Annotated in this window: 17 protein-coding genes; all 17 read left to right on the forward strand. The window is 36.7% G+C overall.

Going from position 1 to position 20,059, the window contains the following annotated elements; all coding sequences use genetic code 11:
- Positions 1-5 precede the first annotated feature (5 nt).
- The 17 genes from NY014_RS02010 to NY014_RS02090 all read left to right on the forward strand — a co-directional run bounded on the left by NY014_RS02010 (position 6) and on the right by NY014_RS02090 (position 19,798).
- On the forward strand, positions 6-659 hold the full coding sequence (locus NY014_RS02010) for a class I SAM-dependent methyltransferase (protein ID WP_259412859.1): 654 nt from the start codon (positions 6-8) through the stop codon (positions 657-659).
- 96 nt (positions 660-755) lie between these two features.
- Entirely contained in the window at positions 756-1,730 is a 975-nt protein-coding gene (locus NY014_RS02015) for a glycosyltransferase family 4 protein (RefSeq protein WP_259412860.1), read from the forward strand.
- A 4-nt stretch (positions 1,731-1,734) separates the two neighbouring features.
- Positions 1,735-3,036, forward strand: a complete 1,302-nt coding sequence (locus tag NY014_RS02020; protein ID WP_259412861.1) for an O-antigen ligase family protein — start codon at positions 1,735-1,737, stop codon at positions 3,034-3,036.
- Positions 3,023-4,237 carry a glycosyltransferase family 4 protein gene (locus NY014_RS02025; RefSeq protein WP_259412862.1) on the forward strand — a complete coding sequence of 405 codons (1,215 nt, stop codon included), beginning with the start codon at positions 3,023-3,025 and terminating at the stop codon, positions 4,235-4,237. The genes NY014_RS02020 and NY014_RS02025 overlap by 14 nt, the downstream gene beginning before the upstream one ends.
- A complete protein-coding gene (locus NY014_RS02030; RefSeq protein ID WP_259412864.1) occupies positions 4,234-5,373 on the forward strand; it encodes a glycosyltransferase in 1,140 nt (379 codons plus the stop codon). Before NY014_RS02025 ends, NY014_RS02030 begins: the two co-directional genes overlap by 4 nt.
- 3 nt (positions 5,374-5,376) lie before the next feature.
- The gene (locus NY014_RS02035) at positions 5,377-5,928 is read left to right on the forward strand and encodes a WcaF family extracellular polysaccharide biosynthesis acetyltransferase (protein WP_259412865.1); all 552 of its coding nucleotides are present in this window, start codon (positions 5,377-5,379) and stop codon (positions 5,926-5,928) included.
- Between the two features lie 132 nt (positions 5,929-6,060).
- A complete protein-coding gene (locus tag NY014_RS02040) occupies positions 6,061-6,816 on the forward strand; it encodes a glycosyltransferase family 2 protein (protein ID WP_259412866.1) in 756 nt (251 codons plus the stop codon).
- Complete coding sequence (locus NY014_RS02045) at positions 6,813-8,477, forward strand: capsule assembly Wzi family protein (RefSeq protein ID WP_259412867.1); 1,665 nt, start codon at positions 6,813-6,815, stop codon at positions 8,475-8,477. Before NY014_RS02040 ends, NY014_RS02045 begins: the two co-directional genes overlap by 4 nt.
- A 324-nt stretch (positions 8,478-8,801) precedes the next feature.
- Positions 8,802-9,179 (forward strand): GxxExxY protein, encoded by a 378-nt coding sequence (locus NY014_RS02050; protein WP_259412868.1) that lies wholly within the window; start codon positions 8,802-8,804, stop codon positions 9,177-9,179.
- Between the two features lie 292 nt (positions 9,180-9,471).
- Positions 9,472-11,229 (forward strand): SLC13 family permease, encoded by a 1,758-nt coding sequence (locus NY014_RS02055; protein ID WP_259412869.1) that lies wholly within the window; start codon positions 9,472-9,474, stop codon positions 11,227-11,229.
- A 1-nt stretch (position 11,230) separates the two neighbouring features.
- Entirely contained in the window at positions 11,231-11,824 is a 594-nt protein-coding gene (gene cysC / locus NY014_RS02060; protein WP_259412870.1) for an adenylyl-sulfate kinase, read from the forward strand.
- A gap of 236 nt (positions 11,825-12,060) precedes the next feature.
- A complete protein-coding gene (cysD, locus tag NY014_RS02065) occupies positions 12,061-12,966 on the forward strand; it encodes a sulfate adenylyltransferase subunit CysD (RefSeq protein ID WP_259412871.1) in 906 nt (301 codons plus the stop codon).
- Between the two features lie 243 nt (positions 12,967-13,209).
- Positions 13,210-14,469: a sulfate adenylyltransferase subunit CysN gene (gene cysN, locus NY014_RS02070; protein WP_259412872.1), complete on the forward strand. Its 1,260-nt coding sequence runs from the start codon at positions 13,210-13,212 to the stop codon at positions 14,467-14,469.
- 121 nt (positions 14,470-14,590) lie between these two features.
- Positions 14,591-15,346, forward strand: a complete 756-nt coding sequence (gene cysQ, locus NY014_RS02075; protein WP_259412873.1) for a 3'(2'),5'-bisphosphate nucleotidase CysQ — start codon at positions 14,591-14,593, stop codon at positions 15,344-15,346.
- A 393-nt stretch (positions 15,347-15,739) separates the two neighbouring features.
- On the forward strand, positions 15,740-16,810 hold the full coding sequence (locus NY014_RS02080; RefSeq protein WP_259412874.1) for a DegT/DnrJ/EryC1/StrS family aminotransferase: 1,071 nt from the start codon (positions 15,740-15,742) through the stop codon (positions 16,808-16,810).
- Between the two features lie 3 nt (positions 16,811-16,813).
- Positions 16,814-18,802: an NAD-dependent epimerase/dehydratase family protein gene (locus NY014_RS02085; RefSeq protein ID WP_259412875.1), complete on the forward strand. Its 1,989-nt coding sequence runs from the start codon at positions 16,814-16,816 to the stop codon at positions 18,800-18,802.
- A gap of 3 nt (positions 18,803-18,805) precedes the next feature.
- Positions 18,806-19,798, forward strand: a complete 993-nt coding sequence (locus tag NY014_RS02090) for a hypothetical protein (RefSeq protein ID WP_259412876.1) — start codon at positions 18,806-18,808, stop codon at positions 19,796-19,798.
- Positions 19,799-20,059 lie beyond the last annotated feature (261 nt).

Here is a 20,059-nt window from a genome sequence, read left to right on the forward strand (position 1 = left end):
TCGATATGAAGACTTCTGATAAAAAGTATGATGAGAAATATTATAATTCTGTCTATAAAACACATTTAAATAAATCAGGTTATAGTTTGAAGCTCTCTTCTTTTTGGATGTATAATATATTTACATATTATGGATTTGATTTGAAGGATAAGAAAATATTAGATTTTGGTTGTGGTCCAGGGCATTTAACTGATTCTATAAATGCAGATTGTTTTGATGTTTCAGAATATGCAAAACAAAAATTAAAGGATAAGGGAAGGTTTTTTTTTGAATTGAGATCCGAAATTCCCCAAAATTATTATGATTATATACTTTCGTCTCATTCTCTTGAGCATTCCATAGAACCGAATATTGAACTCAAAAGGCTTTATGAAAGTCTGAAAGATAATGGTTATTTATTTTTGTGTCTACCCATTGAGTCATCCCCAGGTCAAAAAGTCTTTCATCAAGATATTCATAAGCATATGTATTGTTGGAATTTCCAAACTATAACAAATCTCTTAATAGAATCCGATTTTTCAATAGTAATACAGGATATAATACATGGACCTACAGGTCTTAAATATTTAAATAATTTTAAGATGATCAGAAGTTTAGGAAGGATAAAATCTCATTTTCCTTCAATTTTTGTAGTTGCTCAAAAGAATAATGTAAAATAGATTCTTACATTATTTTTCTAAGGAAATAAGAATTAAAAAGTATATCATCTGAAAATTCTCATTTTTTCTTCTGTCTTTTATCCTTCCGTAGGTGGTATGGAATCGGTTGTCGAAGTGTTAGCATCTGGTTTTGCTAATGCAGGACATGAAGTGGTTTTGGTAACCCGAACAGCACTTACGGAAGGGAAGGTAGAAAAAGAGTGGGGATTTAATTTACACCGAAATCCACCAATTTTCCAATATTGGAGGTGGGCGAATAAGGCAGATGTAATTTTGCACAATTGTGTCAGTCTAAAGCATTTGATTCCTGACCTCTTTTATAATCACAAATTTTTTGTGATCCATCATACCTGGTTCAGCAAAACCAAAAGGGGGCAATTAACTTTTACTGCAAGCTTAAAAAGATGGGTGAGTCGTTGGGTTCATAATTGTTACATTAGTCCTGCTATAGAGCAAAGTTTGGGGATCAAAGGGAAGGTGATTCCCAATCCGTATGATTCAAAGACTTTTAAAATCCATCCATCCATCCAAAGAACAAAAAACTTGGTTTTCCTAGGGCGGTTAGTTTCTGATAAAGGATGTGATATATTGTTGCAGGCACTATACCTGTACGTACAGGCCTACCCGAATTCCACCCCTCGGCTAACAGTGATTGGTGATGGGCCCGAGCGAGAGGGGTTGGAAGCCTATGCGCAGCAGCATTTGCCCGAACAAGTGACTTTCGTGGGCAAACTGCAAGGCGAGGCATTGACAGCTTGCCTAAACGAACACCAAATCATGGTAGTACCCAGCATATGGGATGAACCGTTTGGTGTTGTTGCCTTAGAAGGCTTGGCATGTGGCTGTTTGATAATCGGATCGGAACGCGGCGGGCTGAAAGATGCGATTGGGCCATGTGGATGGACTTTTCCTAATGGTAATGCTTTAGCCCTAGCGAAACTGCTACAAGAAGTATGGACTAACAGAGCCGAATGGGAAGAAAAATACGCTGCTATACCAGCCCATCTATACCGCCACCAACCCGCACAGGTCGTGAACGCTTATCTTGATTATTTTAGTCAGTATGTTTAGGTTCTTGCAAGGCTTACTTTCACCAAAGAACCTTTTCCCAAAAAGTAACTTCCAGGGTGGGAATGCTTTATTGGGAGCAGTTTGGTTCTTGATTGTATTTACTGTTTTCAGCGGAGCAATCCGGAAATGGGTAGTGGGACCAGGAACTTTAGGAAACCTTATTTTTTTCTTTCAATTAATATTGCCCTTTGTTTTTTATGGAATAGTATCTCGAAACCACCTTTCCTCAAGATTTAAAACACCCTTCATCTTTTGGCTGTACATTGGATACTTGATAGTTACTGCCTTTAACCCAATGAACCATACAACTTTTCATGGGTTTTTTGGAATTTTGTTGCATTTAGGCTACTGGTTAGTATGGTTAGGATATTTACAAAAAAGGCAATGGATGGAATTGGAAAAATTTGTTCCCCTGCTTGTTTTGATTTTACTTATTGAGTTTTCAATATCTACCCTACAATACAGTTTACCTGGCACCCACTTCTTAAATCAGTTTGCTTCTGGGGAAGATAATACTGCTAGCGTTGGAGATGCTGTAAGGATATCAGGGACATTTAGTTATATTGGAGGGATGCAGGCGATGATCCCTTTTTTTGCCTTTTTAGGGTGGTATTTGTTACTTTTAAGAAAGCAAAACTTTTTACTTTTACTTGTTTTCGGTTTAGGTCTTTTGCTTGCTTTTATGAGCGGATCAAGGGGAGCAGTTGGTTTTTATATACTGATCAGTTTGTTTGCTTTTTTATCAGTAAATAACCTAAACACTAATTTAAAATTGGCTGGATTAGCTATAAGAAGTTTTTTTATAATTTTTGTTTTATTCAGTTTGAATAATAGTTTACAAGATACTGTTATTAAAATGTATGAAAACTTTATGGTTCGTGTGAACAGTACTACTGACCTTGGTGACAGGATTTTTTTTTCTTACATAGATATTTGGGATTTTAGAGGTAATTATCCTTTATTTGGTGTAGGTTTGGGATCTACCTATCAGGGAGCAAATGCTCTTTTTGGAGAATCACGCTATGTTCAGGAATATGGCTATTATGAGAGTGAGTTAGCAAGAATAGTTTTAGAGGGTGGTTACATATTATTTATATTGAGATTGATTTTATTATTTGTATTTTTGAGGAGGACATTTCTCCCTATCTCAGTTAAGTTTTTATTTTTTATTTTTTTTATTAATAGTATGATTGTGTTTAGTGCATATCAAGGAGTTTTTTTTATATTGCAAATAATGTTTTTAGATAGAGCATATTATATTAGAAGTTCTCAAAATCTTATAAATGTAAAATATGTCAAGTCATAAGATAAAAATAATTGTTTCACATCCGAATACTCAATATGTTAGATTTTTACTTTCTGGTTTATGGAAAAATGGTTATTTACAAGTGTTCTATACCATGATTTCTGTTAAGAAGTATTGGTTGCCCATATTTCCATCTAAAATACAGAAAGAGTTAAAGAAGCGTGTTTTTGATATTATACCTTCAGATAAAATTAAATCAACTCCTATTTTATTTTTAATCCAAAAAATATTTAGAGGTAATTTGGTTTCTACAATAAAGACAACATATAAATGGTTTGATCAATATGTAGCAAATGCTATATGTCATAAGGATTTTGACTTATTGATTGGCTACGAAAACACTACTTACCACTCATTTAAAAAGGCAAAAGATCTTGGGAAGATTACGGTATTGGATTTGGCGCAAATCCACCATCAAGCTATTAAAGATATTGTAGAAAGGTTTGGTTTTGAGGATGATATAACTAAAAAGGAACAGGACTACATGGATGCTCGTAAAGAAGCAGCTTTAGTGTATACTGATCATATTCTTACTCTTTCTTCTTTTGCCGCTCAGTCTCTATATGAACAAGGGTATTCCAAAGAGCGTATTCATGTGGTAAATTTAGGAGTCAATCAGGAAAACTTTGTCCCAAAGGAAACCTATCATTACAATGGCACATTATTTAGGTTTTTATTTGTGGGCACAATTACAAGAAGAAAAGGTCTGGATTTATTATTTAAAGCCTTTCAAGAACTTTCGCTCCCAAATTCTGAATTGGTTTTGATAGGGCCTATGGCTGATGGGAAAGAATTACTAAAAGCAAATGAAGGCGTTTTTCATTATTTGCCCTTTTTGCATCACGAAGAATTAGTGAAACAGTATCAAGAGGCTGATGTTTTTGTATTCCCATCTTATTTGGACAGTTGGGCTCAAACAGTAGTAGAAGCGATGGCTTGCGGTACTCCTGCAATTGTTTCTGAAAATACAGGCGCAAAAGATGCAGTAATACAGGGAGGAGGTTTTGTGGTGCCAGTAGGTGACATATCAGCCCTCAAAGAAAAAATGCAGTATTGTTATGAGAATCGTCACGAAGTTGAGCGTTTGGGGATACAGGCCTCCCAAATAGCCCAACAATATACTGTGGAGAATTACCATAAACAGCTATTTAGTGCATTGCATGATATTGCACAAAAAGAAGGAATTACGGCAAGTCTTTGAATAAGCTTCTCATCTTTTATGATTTTTTCACCCCGGCTTATAAGGGAGGGGGAATTATTCGTTCCCTTGATAATTTGTCTAGATGTTTAGTTGGGGAGTTTGAGATATTTATCTTTACTAGTAACAACGATTTGGGTTCCCTTGAGTTGCTGAATGTTCCTAGTAATCAATGGGTACAATATACCTCAAATGTGCATGTTTGGTATAGCCAAGCAAATACAAGGGGATTTGCTCAAATTAAGAAACTATTGATTACTGTTCGGCCAGATGTGGTGTATATCAATGGGATGTTTACTCCTTCTTTTGTACTGTTTCCCTTGTTGCTTCGCAATCACTTGCCTTTTTCTGCCCGTTGGGTAGTAGCGCCTAGGGGAATGTTGCAGCGGGGGGCATTGTCTGTTAAGCCTTTTAAGAAAAAGATTTATTTGAAGTTTTTTAAAATATTGAAACTGCATCGAAATATTCAATGGCATGCTACTGATCAACAAGAAGGCCTAGATATCAGAATAAACTTTCCTCATGCAAATGTCTGTTTGGCCTATGATACGCCAAAAATAGACACCCCAGTTTATAAGCCTATTAAAAAAGAATCAGGGTATTTGCATTTAGTGTTTATCTCTTTAATTACTGCAAAAAAAAATATCAAGGAATTATTTGAAACACTGTCCAAAGTACTTCCCTTTTGTCAAATCGAATTAGATGTTTATGGTCCTATAAAGGATTCGGATTATTGGGAAGAGTGTCAACCGTTTATTCAAAAACTTCCTGCTCATGTTAAGACTACCTATCATGGAGAAATAAACCCTTCTCAGGTGACAAGTTGCTTACAAAATGCGCATTTTTTTGTTCTTCCTTCTTTGGGGGAAAATTTTGGGCATGCCATTTATGAATCTTTTCATGCTTGTCGACCAGTAATCATATCTGATCGTACACCTTGGAAAAATCTTCAACAATATCCAGCAGGATGGGACTTTTCTTTGGAAGAACCTGATAGGCTACTTGAAATTATTATGGATGCAGCAAAAATGGGCCAAGAGAAATATGATCAATATTGCATAGGTGCTCAAGAAGTAGCCAATAAGTATTTGAAGGACAATGATTTTTTATCACAGTACAAAAAATTATTTGGTTTCTAAGCTTTGGGAAAAACAGATTTAGGTAAGTTTCAAAATGACTGGTTTAAGCCAGGTTCCAAACTGAAAATTGGAGTTTGGTATTTGGTGAATTTGTTATTTTTAAAAAGTTCTTTAAATCCATTCTCTGGATTCAAAGTGGCTTTGCTTCGATTTTTTGGAGCTAAAGTAGGAAAAGGCGTTGTCATCAAACCTCATGTAAATATCAAATATCCTTGGTTTTTAGAAATTGGAGATCATGTATGGATAGGGGAAAATGTATGGATTGATAATCTCACGAAAGTTGAAATCCAATCAAATGTTTGTATTTCTCAAGGAGCCATGCTGCTGACAGGGAATCACAATTATAAAAAGCCCAGTTTTGATTTAATGGTAGGCTCTATCACCTTGGAAGAAGGAGTTTGGATTGGAGCAAAGTCAGTAGTTTGCCCAGGAGTTATATGTTCTTCTCATTCGGTTTTGGCCGTTGGTTCGGTGGCGACTCATGATTTAGAACCATTTACCATTTACCAAGGAAATCCTGCTAAAGCTGTTCGAAAGCGAGAAATTTCCAGATAATTGGTCAAGGTTCTATGTTCGGTATTTTGGAAAATACAGTTCGAAATTTGTTTTAAATTTTTATTTAACGATTAACGATTAACGATTAACGATTAACGATTAACGATTAACGATTAACGATTAACGATTCCATTGAAAGTATCCATAATCACAGTCACCTATAATTCTGCATTAACACTTCAGGACACCATTGATAGCGTAGCCTCGCAGGACTATCCGGATATTGAATACATCGTTGTAGATGGTGGTTCCCAAGATGGTACGGTAGAGCTTATTCAGAAAAATCAGGACACCATTAGTCAGTGGATTTCCGAACCAGATAATGGGTTATATGATGCCATGAATAAGGGAATCCGGATGGCTACAGGAGATGTGGTGGGGATTATTAATTCGGATGATTTTTACCATAGACCTGATTCCATCTCCCAGATTGTGAATGCCTTTCAGGAATTTGGAACTCAATGTGTATATGGGGATATACGTTTTGTGAATCCAAAAAATTTGGAAAAGACAGTTCGCTATTACAGTTCGGGGCGCTTTGCCAAGCATAAGTTTAAGAGGGGGATTATCCCAGCCCATCCTACATTTTTTACTTACAAGAAAAATTTTGAAAAATACGGTTACTATAGAACAGATTATCAAATAGCAGCTGACTTTGAATTATTGGTTCGTTTCCTCCATAAACATCATTTAAGTCATCATTACCTTCCTTTGGATATCATGAAGATGCGCACCGGAGGTTTAAGCACTAGATCCTGGAAAAGCACCCTCATTATAAACCAAGAAGATTTACGGGCTTGTCTAGAAAATGGGGTAAAAACCAATTATTTTTGGTTGTATTCCCGTTACTTTAAGAAATTATTAGAGCTCATACCCGCTTTATTTTGAGAATACTACTTACTGGCATTTTCTTTCTTTTTATTCAAGCGCTTCCCGCTCAGGTAATTCCGGCGGGATTTCCTGTTTTAGAAGAATTGGTTCGAAGAAATCAGCTGGAAAATTCGGACTATTCCCAAGGATCTTTTTTGCTTCGTCCAATTATAAAAAATGATTCTTTATATAGGATCACAGAAGAGTTAACATTACCAATTGACCTAGGTGAAGAAATCAAAGTAGGAGTATTACCTTTTCTCAATACAACAAGAATTCTGACAGGTCGCCCTTATGGATGGGGGGATTATGGATTAATCCCTAATCCCGGATTTCAGACCTATTTTTCAGGCGGGATTCAGGCTAATTATAAATTTATTAATCTAAGTTTTCGTCCAGAAATTGTAATTGCTCAAAATTCAGGATTCCCAACCTCTCTAAATGAAATGACAATTGCTCAGATTAGAAGTAGGTTTTTCTTATGGAATTGGGGAGACAATCCTGAACGTTTTGGAAACGGAGTTTATTTTCGCCCATGGTGGGGGCAATCCAAACTTACCATTCAATATGGAGCGTTTGAAATAGGAGGGAGTACAGAAAATATCTGGTGGGGACCTGGACAGTTTAATGCCTTGACTTTTTCCAATAATGCGCAAGGCTTTCCGCATTGGACTATTAATACCACCAAGCCTGCAAAAACATTTTTGGGAAATATTGAGCTGCAAATGGTGATAGGGAAATTGCAAAATTCAGGTTTTGATCCATCTCAAAACCAAGAGTTGAATGATCAGTATTTTATTCCTTTTACAGGAGATTCTAGATATGTAAATGCAGTAACTTTTTCTTGGAATCCAAAATGGGTAAAAGGGTTTTACTTTGGTTTTTCCAGAACTTTCCAGCAATACAATGCCAATCGGGGAAATACCTTTTATGATTGGTTTCCTGTATTTGAAGGATTTCAGAAAAAGAACTTTTTCAATGATGGCAATTCAGTGGATTTTGATGCCAATGGACGTGATCAAACGATTACTCTTTTTGGTCGATTGGTTGTTCCAAAAACTAAATCGGAGCTTTATTTCGAATTTGGCCGAAGAGATCATGCATATGATTGGAGAGAATTTATCCTAAACCCAGAACATGCGCGTGCCTTTATTTTTGGGTTTAATCAGTTATTTGAAATTCCTGAAATGCAGAAAACTATTCAGATTCGATCTGAAATTACTCATCAGCAAGAGTCTGTTAATAGATATTTAAGATATGGGCTTTCTGGTGCGGGGACTTGGCATACAAATGGGAGGGCAAGAGGCTTTGTGAATTATGGGCAGCCATTAGGGGTAGGAATTGGTACAGGATCAAATGTACAGACTTTAGAAATTTCTCTCGTTGATGGAATTGATAAGATGGGGGTTCTATTTGAACGTTTGGCAAATAATCAGGATTTTTACTATAAAGCCTTACTTCAATTCACTGAACGCAGACCGTGGGTTGACCTTTCTCTTGGCTTTTTATATGACAAGCAGTTTGGGAATCTGTTGTTGAGTTCCAAGTTGCAGTTGATCCATGCCCGAAATTATCAGTGGCAGTTGGATCCAAGTAGCACCCCTGACTTCCCGAAGGGAAAGAACCTGACGAGTGTGATGGCGCAGGCGTCTGTGGTCTATTTTTGGAATAATGATTAATCAACCACGAAGGACACGAAGAGTTAAACCACGAAGGACACGAAGGGCACAAAGAATAATTAAAGAAAAAAAGCTTTGTGATCTTGGTGCTCTTAGTGGTTTTTTATTTTACCGCGAAGGGCACGAAGAATTATTGAACCACAAAGGACATTAAGAGCACAAAGAATAATTAAAGAAAAAAGCTTAGTGAACTTGGTGCTCTTAGTGGTTTTTTATTTTACCGCGAAGGACACGAAGAATATTTTTAAGAAAGCTTTGTGAACTTGGTGTTCTTAGAGGTTTTATTTTTTTTATATTTAGTTATTATTAAACAATCTTTTTAAAATGGACTTTTTGACTGAATTAAATTATAAGAAACTTTTAGATGCTTGTTTTAATGTTCACAAGGCACTAGGCCCTGGGTTACTCGAAAGCTCTTATGAATTATGTCTGGCCTATGAACTTCAAAAATCAGGTTTGCAGGTTGCCACGCAGGTACCCATGCCCATTACATATGAAGAAATCAAGTTTGATGCAGGTTATCGGATTGATTTATTGGTTGAAGATTCCATTGTTGTCGAATTGAAAGCTGTAGAAGAGTTTCATCCGGTGCATCTGGCTCAGATTATGACCTATATGAAGCTTTCAGGGAATCGCTTGGGTTTGTTGGTGAATTTTAATGTGCAGCTTTTGAAAAATGGGATTAAGCGGGTAATTATCTAAATAACCACGAAGGACATAAAGAACGCGAAGATAAATTAACCACGAAGGATACGAAGAACACAAAGAAATTTTTTAAAAAAAGCTTTGTGAACTTGGTGCGCTTTGTGGTTTTTTATGTATTTCCCTCCAATTGGCGATTAACCTTCGACAATTTCCCATAATTGACTCCGAACCAATAACCTTTAACCAATAACAAATAAACCCTATCTTATTGAGGAATTCGAACTTTGAACCTTGCCTGCCTATTGTGGCGTGAACTATTAACGATTAACCTTTTACCGCTTACACTTTCGTGACTTTAGAAATATTAGCGACCTTATTTATTGTCATTAGTTTAATCCTTACCCTATTCAGGGGGTGGATTAGACCTTCATTGGCATTTTTGGGAGCGGTATTGGCTTTGATGATTCTTCGGATAATCCAAGTGGAAGATTTGCTTCAAGGCTTAGCGAATAAGCAAATCATTCTAATTTTTTTATTGATCATCCTGACTGCAGGGATTCAACGAAATTTGGGCAGAGGATTTTTCTTTAAGCTATTCAAAAAGGAATTGAAGCCTTCCCAGTTTCGAGTCCGAATGATGCTTTTGGTTTCTGGGCTTTCTTCTGTTTTGAATAACACTCCGGTTGTGGCCTTTATGATTCCTTTTGTGAAAAACTGGGCAGATACCAATAATTATTCGGCTTCCAAGTTTTTGATTCCACTTTCCTATGCGACTATTCTGGGAGGGATGATCACCTTGATTGGAACTTCTACAAACTTGGTTTTAAATGGTTTGATTGATCAAGCTGGTTTGACACTTTTAGGTTTTTCGGATTTTCTTTACCTGGGATTACTGGTAACAGTTTTGGGTTTAGCCTACCTCAGTATTTTTTCGAATAGGTTGCTGCCTGATCGAAAGGGAAGCAAAGAGGAAGTGATCGGGCATTTGAATGAGTATTTGGTAGAAACCCAGGTCAGTTCTTCATCCAATTTAATTGGAAAAAGTATTGAGGAAGCGGGGCTGCGACATTTGAAGGAATTGTTTTTGGTTGAAATCAAGCGGGGAAATGAGCTGATTACAGCGGTAGATTCTGAAGAAAAGATTTTCGCTGGAGATCAATTATTCTTTGCAGGAAAAACTGGAGCCATTCTGAATCTGATCAATGAAAAAAATGGATTGATTTTACCTGAGCATTCACATGTACAAGAAAATGGCTTTTCTGATTTGACCGAGGCTATTGTACCTACTGGGAGTTCCTTGATTGGTCAATCCTTGAAAAAAATGGGTTTCCGAGATAGATTTAAGTCCTCGGTAATTTCTATTTATAGAAAAGGGGAAAAGGTAAGCGGAAACTTAGGAGAAACCGTATTGCAGGCAGGTGACTTATTGTTGATGCTTTGTTCCAAGGAATCTCGAAATTCTTCCAGCTATAGGGATTTGATCATTTTGTCTAAGGCAGGAGAATTGGATGGAGAAATTTCTTGGAAACGAATTCTCCCAAGCATTCTAGCTGTAGGCTTGCTCTTAATTGGTATTGTAGGGCTAATTGACTTGTTCTTGGCAGTGTTTTTAGGGATTTTGTTTTTGTTGCTTGCGAAGGTTTTGGATGTTCAACAGATCAAATCAGCAGTAGATTTAGACTTATTGGTCATTTTGGTTTCCGCATTAGCAGTTGGAATGGCCATTCAGAAGTCGGGAATGGCAAGTTTTTTAGTTCAGATTCTCTTGGATATCAGTCCTGGAATTCCTGTTTGGGGAACCCTCACTTTGCTATTTATTCTGACTTTGGGTTTGACCACATTGATTACAAATGCGGCTGCAGTCACGATTATGTTTCCTATTGCCTATGAGTTGGGTCTCCAATCAGGAGGAGTTTTGACACCATTTTTCGTAACCATTGCTTTTGCTGCATCGGCAGATTTTATGACCCCGATTGGGTATCAAACAAATTTGATGATTATGGGTCCTGGGAATTACCGTTTTTCGGATTTTTTCCGAATTGGTTTACCTTTGACCCTGATTTATTCAATCACCGTCTTGATTTTTATTACTAACTATTATTTCTAAGATGGGGAATCATATTCATCCTACGGAGTTTAAAATTTCCAAAGCCGATCGCAGAAAGCGATTAAATCAAAACCCGAAATTGATTTGGTTTACAGGGCTTTCTGGATCTGGGAAATCCACCATAGCAAATGCTGTTGAAGCTAGGCTATTTGAAAAAGGGCATATGACTTTTTCAATGGATGGAGATAATATCCGGACTGGATTATGTAAGGATTTGGGTTTTTCTGATCAAGATCGAGTTGAGAATATTCGACGTATTGGAGAGGTTGCCAAATTGATGCTAGACGCAGGTTTGGTTGTGATTTCATCCTTTATTTCACCCTTTAAATCCGAAAGAAAATTAGTGGCTGAATTGGTAGAGGAAGAAAATTTTATTGAAGTCTTCGTGGATTGTCCCTTAGAGGTTTGTGAGCAGCGGGATGTGAAAGGGCTTTATAAGAAAGCTCGAGCCGGGGTGATTAAGAGTTTTACAGGTATTGATTCTCCTTATGAGAAACCTGAAAATCCAGCAGTTCATATTTATTCAGACCAGGAAGAATTACAGGAATCAGTTAATAAGGTAATTGAGTTTGTATTGAAAAAGATAGCCGATTAAGAATGAAGAGTGGAGAATTAAGAATGGAGAATGAGGAATGAAGAATTAAAAGTGAGGAATTAGGAATGTTGAATTATGAATTGAAGATAATCTCAATAACAGTGAGAAAATTGGTAATTCAATCTAAAAACACTGTTAACTATTAACTATTAACTTTTAACATCAAAATAGGAATACTATACTAGCTCGTTTCGAATAATAGTAGAGAAAAGATTAAGCAAAATTTAAAACACCTAATGGGAACCTATTATTTACCGCATTTAAAAGAACTGGAGGCTGAAGCGATCTTCGTGATTCGTGAAGTAGTGGCACAGTTTGAAAGGCCTGCTCTTTTGTTTTCTGGAGGAAAAGACAGTATTGTCTTGTCTCATTTAGCCAAAAAAGCTTTTTACCCTGCTAAGATTCCATTTCCCTTAATCCATATAGATACGGGGCATAATTTCCCGGAGACAATTCAGTTCCGGGATTCCTTGGTAGAAAAGTTGGGTGTGCAATTAATCGTGGGTTCTGTTCAGGAAAGTATAGACAAGGGGAGAGTACGAGAGGAGACCGGGGTTAATGCCAGTAGAAATGCGCTTCAGACGGTTACTCTTTTGGATACCTTGGAAGAATATAAAATCGACGCAGCTATGGGAGGCGCTCGACGGGATGAGGAAAAAGCGCGAGCCAAAGAACGATTCTTTTCCCATAGAGACGAATTTGGACAATGGGATCCCAAAAATCAGCGTCCTGAACTGTGGAATCTTTTCAATGGGAGAAAGCATATCGGTGAGCATTTCAGGGTATTTCCCATTTCAAATTGGACGGAAATGGATGTTTGGCAATATATTTTGCAAGAGCAGATTGAATTGCCTTCCCTTTATTTCTCCCATGAGAGGGACTGTATTGTCCGTGATGGAGTGATTTTGGCTCATTCGGAATACATCACCTTAAAACCAGAAGAAAAGGTGGATCGCATGACGGTTCGGTATAGAACATGCGGGGATATGCCGATTACCGGAGCAGTTCTATCTTCTGCGAATAGCCTGGAAATGATTATAGAGGAAGTAGCAACTACTCGGACAACAGAACGAGGAACTCGAGCTGATGATAAGCGGGGAGAGACAGCTATGGAGGACCGGAAGAAGCAGGGGTATTTCTAAGTATCAAGTAGCAGGTATCAAGTATCAAGTGCCATTTACCAAGAATTTTCACTATTGCCGTCATTGCGAGGAGGCCAAAAAGCCGACGAAGCAATCTCTTTTAAAAATATAGAGACTGCCTGCCCCTCGGGAGGCGGGCCACGGTTCGTTCCTCGCCTCGCAGTGACGAAAATACCTTGAACTATGAACCCAAAACCCTGAACATTTAACTTTTTAACCCTTAACGATTAACATTTAACAATAATGTCCATACAAGAAAATAATCAACTATTACGCTTCACAACAGCTGGATCAGTAGATGATGGGAAGAGCACGTTAATTGGTCGTTTGCTTTACGATTCCAAGTCCATATTTGAAGATCAGATTGAACAAGTCAAAGCTTCTTCTGAAAAGAAAGGCTTTGATTATGTGGATCTTTCCTTGTTGACGGATGGACTTAAGTCAGAAAGAGAGCAGGGAATTACGATCGATGTTGCCTACCGCTACTTTGCCACACCAAGGAGGAAGTTTATCATAGCAGATACTCCTGGACATATTCAGTATACCCGAAATATGGTCACAGGAGCTTCTACCGCTAATTTGGCTATTATTTTGGTGGATGCTCGGAAAGGATTATTGGAGCAAACCTATAGACATTCCTTTATTGCCTCTTTATTGAAAATCCCTCATTTAGTAGTCTGTGTCAACAAGATGGATTTGGTGGATTATTCGGAAGACGTTTACAATCAAATTGTGGCTGATTACGAAGCATTTTCCTCCAAGTTGGATATCAAAGACGTTCAGTTTGTGCCTATTTCTGCCTTAAAAGGTGACAATGTGGTGGAACGATCGAAAAATATGCCTTGGTATGAGGGTTCTACTTTGCTATACCATTTGGAGCATGTTCATATTGCCTCGGATTCCAACCATATTGATTGCCGCTTTCCGGTTCAGATGGTAATTCGACCTCATACTTTGGAGCATCAGGATTTTAGAGGCTATGCTGGCCGAATTGATGGGGGAATTTTCAAGCCTGGAGATGAAGTAAAGGTTTTACCTTCTGGATTTACATCCCGAATTAAATCCATCGAATTGAATGGCCAAGCTATTGATGAAGCCTTTTCACCGATGTCTGTAACCATGACTTTGGAGGATGAAATTGATATTAGTAGAGGAGATATGATTGTTCGTCCAAATAATCAACCAGAAGTAACTCAGGATTTGGAAGTGATGGTGTGTTGGATGAATCAGCAGGCTTTACAAGCACGTACAAAGATGATTTTAAAGCATACCACCAAGGAATGTCAGGCAATGATCAAGGAAATCCAATACAAAGTGGATGTAAATACACTGCATCGGATAGAGGGAGTTTCCCAAATAGGAATGAATGATATCGCTAGAATTTCAATCCGTACAGCTCAGCCTATTTTTAAAGATTCCTACCGAAGAAACCGGCAGACGGGATCTATTATTTTGATCGATCCAAATACCAATGAGACGGTAGGAGCGGGGATGATTATTTAAGTAGCAAGAAGCTAGTATCAAGTAGCTAGGATCAGGTATCAAGAGGTTGGAGTTTCAGGGTTCAAGGTTTTTGCCAGTATAACCTTGAACTTTGAACCATGAACATATAACCATCAAATTGATGAATATTAAAGACCTAACGGACATTGCCAAAGAAGCCGCTAAGGCTGCGGGACAGGAAATATTGAAAGTTTACCATTCTGCAGATTTTGGTGTGGAGTTGAAGGGTGATGATTCCCCTTTGACTTTAGCAGATCGTGCGGCCCATGAGGTAATTGTGGAAGCATTAAAATCCACAGAATTGCCAATTCTTTCAGAGGAAGGCAAGGAAATACCCTTTGAAATCCGTAAAAACTGGGAATATTTCTGGATGGTTGATCCATTGGATGGAACCAAGGAGTTTATCAAGCGGAATGGTGAATTCACAGTAAATATTGCTATGATTCATCAAGATACTCCGGTAATTGGAGTACTCTATGCACCAGTTTTGGATTGGCTTTATTGGGGGAATAAGGAAGAAGGAGCCTGGAAGCAAGTTGGATCGGAAAAGGCAATAAAGCTTGATAAAAAGCCTAGTTCTTCCATTCAAACAATAGTTGCTAGCAGATCTCATTTGAGTTTAGAAACCCAAGAGTTTATTGATCGATATCCTGGAGCTGAGGTGGTTTCTATGGGTTCTTCCTTAAAATTCATGTTGGTAGCTGAAGGAAAAGCTCAGGTTTATCCTCGATTTGCCCCAACCATGGAATGGGATACAGCTGCGGCCCATGGAGTAATTTTAGCTAATGGTGGTCAAGTTTTACAATGGCCTAATAATAGTCCATTGGTTTATAATAAGGAGAACCTGTTGAACCCGTGGTTTATTTGTTGGCCATAAAAGATGAAGAAATAAAGTTAAAAGACGCCTCTGGAAACGGAGGCGTTTTTTTTGATAAAAGGAAGTCAAATTATTTCCAAATATGTGTCAGGTTATATCCTATCAGGAAGTAAAGATTGAAATTCAAATCCACGACCTTTTAATGAGGATTCTTAAAATGAATTTGTCAAAAAGAGTAATTGAAATAAATTTACCAGAGTATTGCTTAAATAAATTTGAGTTTATCATTTTATTCCTAATTGCCATTATTTCATTATTCACCCAAAAATCCCAAATAACCTATCATTATGCCTAATAATAAGTGATTTCGAAGCCTTATTTCTTTTTCCTATACCCAATAAGTAACTGAACCTGGACCTATCGAATTCATTATTGTTGTTGCGTAAATTCATTATGATACCTGTTACAAAAACTTTTTTTCCACCCCTAGAGGAGTATCAATCAAGGCTTGAACGAATTTGGAAAAATCAATGGTTAACAAACAATGGGGAATTATTGAAAGAACTCTCCTTAAAACTTAAAAATTATTTAGGTGTAAAAAATATTATTCCCACAACTAATGGCACCCTTCCTATCCAAATAGCATTAAAAGTTTTTGGGAAAGAAGGAGAAATTATCACCACTCCATTTTCTTATGTTGCGACAAGTGCTAGTATTATTTGGGAAAATTGTAAGCCGGTCTTTGTAGATATTCATCCTGATTACCTTACCATAGATGAAAGCAAAATCGAAGAGGCAATCACAAAGAGGACTACTGCAATTTTAGCAACTCATGTATACGGAAACCCATGCAATGTCAAGGCAATCGAAAGCATTGCTAATAGATATAATCTAAAGGTAATTTATGATGCAGCCCATTGTTTTGGAGTAACTTTTGAAGGTAAGTCCATCTTTAATTTTGGAGATGTGAGTACCTGTAGTTTTCATGCCACCAAAATCTTTCATACAGGAGAAGGCGGGGCATTATTTTGCCAAAATGAAGAGACCTATTCGGAATTACATTATCGCCATAATTTTGGTCATAAAGGCAAGGAAAAGTATTTTGGATTAGGAATTAATGCCAAAATGAGCGAATTACAGGCAGCTATGGGCTTGTGTGTATTGCCTTATATGGATTATATTTTTTCCGAGCGTAAGCGTGTTTGTGAATATTATGATCGATATCTGGATTTTTCCAAATTAAGTACAATCAAAATTCGCCAAGGAACAGAATGGAATTATTCATATTATCCGGTAATATTTTCCTCTGAGTCTTCTTTATTGGAGGTGAAAAAACGGTTAGAATCGCAAAAAATTTTTCCTCGAAGGTACTTTTTTCCAAGTTTAGAGCAATTGCCATACATTGAAAGTCACAATTGTAAAATAGCAGAGGATATTGCTAGCAGAATCTTATGTTTGCCTATATATGCAGAATTAACAGAGCTGCAATTGAGCAAAATAGTTGATTCTATAAATCATGATTAATTAATGAAAGAATACAGAGTTGCTATTAGTTGTATTGGAAGTGGTGTAGGTCAATCCGTAATTAATTCTCTAAAGAATTCAAATATTTCATTTTTTACATTAGGGCTTGGTACAAATCCTTATGCATATGGGTCCTATGAATGTGATGCATTTGATTATACAAAATCAATTTACGAGGAAGGCTTTATTGATGATCTCATAAAGAAATGTGAATCTTATGAAATTGATTTGGTGATTCCAGGTTTAGATGATGAAGCTCTTTTATATGCTAAAAACCTTGAAAAATTTAATAAAGCAGGTTTAAAAACGATTGTCTCTGATGTAGGGTTGATTGAACTATGTCGTGATAAAGAGAGAATGAGCGAAGTTCTTAACCCGATAGTCAACATTTTTGTAAAGAGCTATAAAAAGGAGGAAATAAGAGATAATCTTGAGAAAGGAATTGTGAATTTTCCCTTCATTGCAAAACCACGTGGAGGTTTTGCATCGCGAGGAATTGAAATTATCAGGCAAGAGAAAGATTTAGAAAAAATCCAAGACTATCACATACTTCAAGAACTTGCGGCGCCCTTAAAATCTGACCCTAATTACGCTGTTTTTCAGACTCAAATCGAGAAGAATATCAATCCACAAGTTGCTGAAATTTCCATTCAATTGGTTTATGGGGAAGATCAAAATTTGCTTGGTAAAATGGCTTCTTACAATAAGCTCAGAAGCGGGGTACCTATTGAAATTTTACCTTATGATCAGCCCGAAATGTGGGAAGTTATTGACCAACTAGCCCCGGAATTGTTAAAGCTGGGCTTAAGAGGGCCAATCAATATTCAGGGCCGAATGACAGAAAAAGGTCTTAAAATTTTTGAAATGAATCCAAGGTTTACTGGAATTACGGGATTGCGGTCATTAATGGGTTTTAATGAGGTAGAATCTTGTGTAAAAGAGTTCCTTGGTATTGATAAAGGTAGAAACCAAATAAATATAAATAGGAGAAAATTCGGGATGCGTCAGACAGCTGACAAAGTAGTTTTAATTGATAGTAATCATAAAGTCTCGGAACAATTTAAGGCACTAAATCCAGGTTATAAGAGCATTGAAAAGCCAGTCCTATTATTAACAGGGTCAAGTGGACTGTTGGGAAGACACCTTGTGCAGGAGATAAAGAAAAAGCAATCATTTGAGATTTGGTTATTAGGGAGGGATAAACAAAAACTAAAAGACCTTTTTGGTTCAGACTTCAATTATTTTGATTATGAGGATTTTCAAAAGGATCGAATATCTCTAGGATCTGTAGACACTTTAGCACATTTGGGTTTTGCAAGACTACATACAGGTGATTTTGAGATTGCTAAAAGTGTAGCCATTAGTAATCAACTTTTTATGAAAGCATGTTTGCATCAGGTCCCATATATCATAAATATTTCCTCACAAAGTGTATATGGAAATTCGACGGAATATGCTTGGTCGGAAAAATCACCGATAAACCCTAAAACAACTTACTCCCAGGCTAAATATGCGGTTGAATCCTTTCTGGAAAACTTGAGATTCGTTAATAAGCAAGGGAAGCTAACCTCATTAAGATTATCAGCTTTAGTTGGAGTAGACAATGATGTCGATTTTGTTTCAAAAATGATAAAATCAGCTCTTGAACATAATCAAATTCAGGTATTTGGAGGAAGTCAGGTATTACAGCGTTTAGATGTGAAGGATGCCGCTCAAGCAATTAATATTCTAATTGAAAAGAGAAATCAAATAAATCAGCGTGTATATAATTTAGGTTCAGAAGAGCAGCTAAGTGTTCTTGAATTAGCACAAATAATAAAACAACAAGTTGAAAATACGAGCCCTCACCCAACTGTCGAGATTAAAAGGCTTGAAGTAGAAAATACCTACCCCAACATGATGATGGATTCTACTTTATTTTATGAATCTTTTCAATGGAAACCATCAAAAAGCATGAAGAAAAGTATTGAGGAAATTATTAAAAATAGTTGAGTAATGAGTTATAAAAAGAATGAACTTCTAGAATATGCATTGAAAGAAATAAACTCTTTACTTAAGCCAGTTGAAATTGAACAAATCTCAAAGGTTGGTAAACCAAAGTTCCCAAATTTATTTTTAATTGGCGGCCCACGTTGTGGGAGTACCTTCTTTACGCAATGGGCAGCAGATTTAGATATTTTTTCCTATCCATCTAACTTTTTATCTCGACTTTATGAGGCTCCCTACCTTGGGGCCTTGATTTACAACATAGTTACTAAGCCAGAATACCAATACAGAGATGAATTTGCTGATGTTAATGTTGACTTTAAACTCAATTCATCAATAGGAAAAACAAGCGGATTTAAAGCTCCCCATGAGTTTTGGTATTTTTGGCGTCGCTTTATGAATTTTCCGGAAGTACCATTTTCTGAGAGCGAATTTGAAGATCAATTTGATTTTGACACTTTTCAAAAGGAATTAGCATTAATTCAAAAGGCGTTTGATGATAAACCATTTCTCTTTAAAGCAAAAATCGCCAACTGGTATTTAAAGCCCCTTAATGAAAATATTGATGATGCGATTTTTTTGCATCTCCATAGAGATCCAATTCCAATGACAAGGTCTCTTTTGAAAGCAAGAGAAAAGTGGGTTGGAAGCCGTGAAAAATGGTTTTCTTGGAAACCAAGAGAGTATAACTTGCTAAAAGATTTGGATGTATATCATCAAGTAGCAGGTCAGATATATTTTTTAGAAAAAGAGATATTAACTAATAGAAAGTGCTTAGGAAGCAAATATTTATCTTTTAGTTACGAAGAATTTTGTGAGAATCCAGAGCGCATTTATTTCATGATTACTTCAAAAATACAGGAGTTTTCACCTGACTTTTCCATTCCTGACTATAAGGGAGATAAAGAGTTTTCTCCATCAAACCCAATTTCAGAAGATGATAAGCATATCAAAAAAGCTTTTGAATTTTTTGAAAATAAATATGGAGAATTGGTTTATTGAATGAGCCTATTTACTATTAAAGGCTGCGTTTCAAAAGCATAGGTATTTCGTGTAGTTTTATTAAGGTCTTATTTGGTTGGCAAAGCTGGTTTAAAGTCAATTTTGAAAAATCAGGAATTAATTCAGGTTTTTTCCAATAGTTTATAATGAGGAAATCTTCCAAGAGATAGTTTTATATTTGAATGTTAAAGTGATGTAGAAATAGTATTCATAGACGCCTCTGGAAAAGGAGGCGTTTTTTATTTGTGAGGTTTTGAATAC

It is taken from the genome of Algoriphagus limi (genome assembly GCF_024919275.1).
GTDB classification, from domain to species: domain Bacteria; phylum Bacteroidota; class Bacteroidia; order Cytophagales; family Cyclobacteriaceae; genus Algoriphagus; species Algoriphagus limi.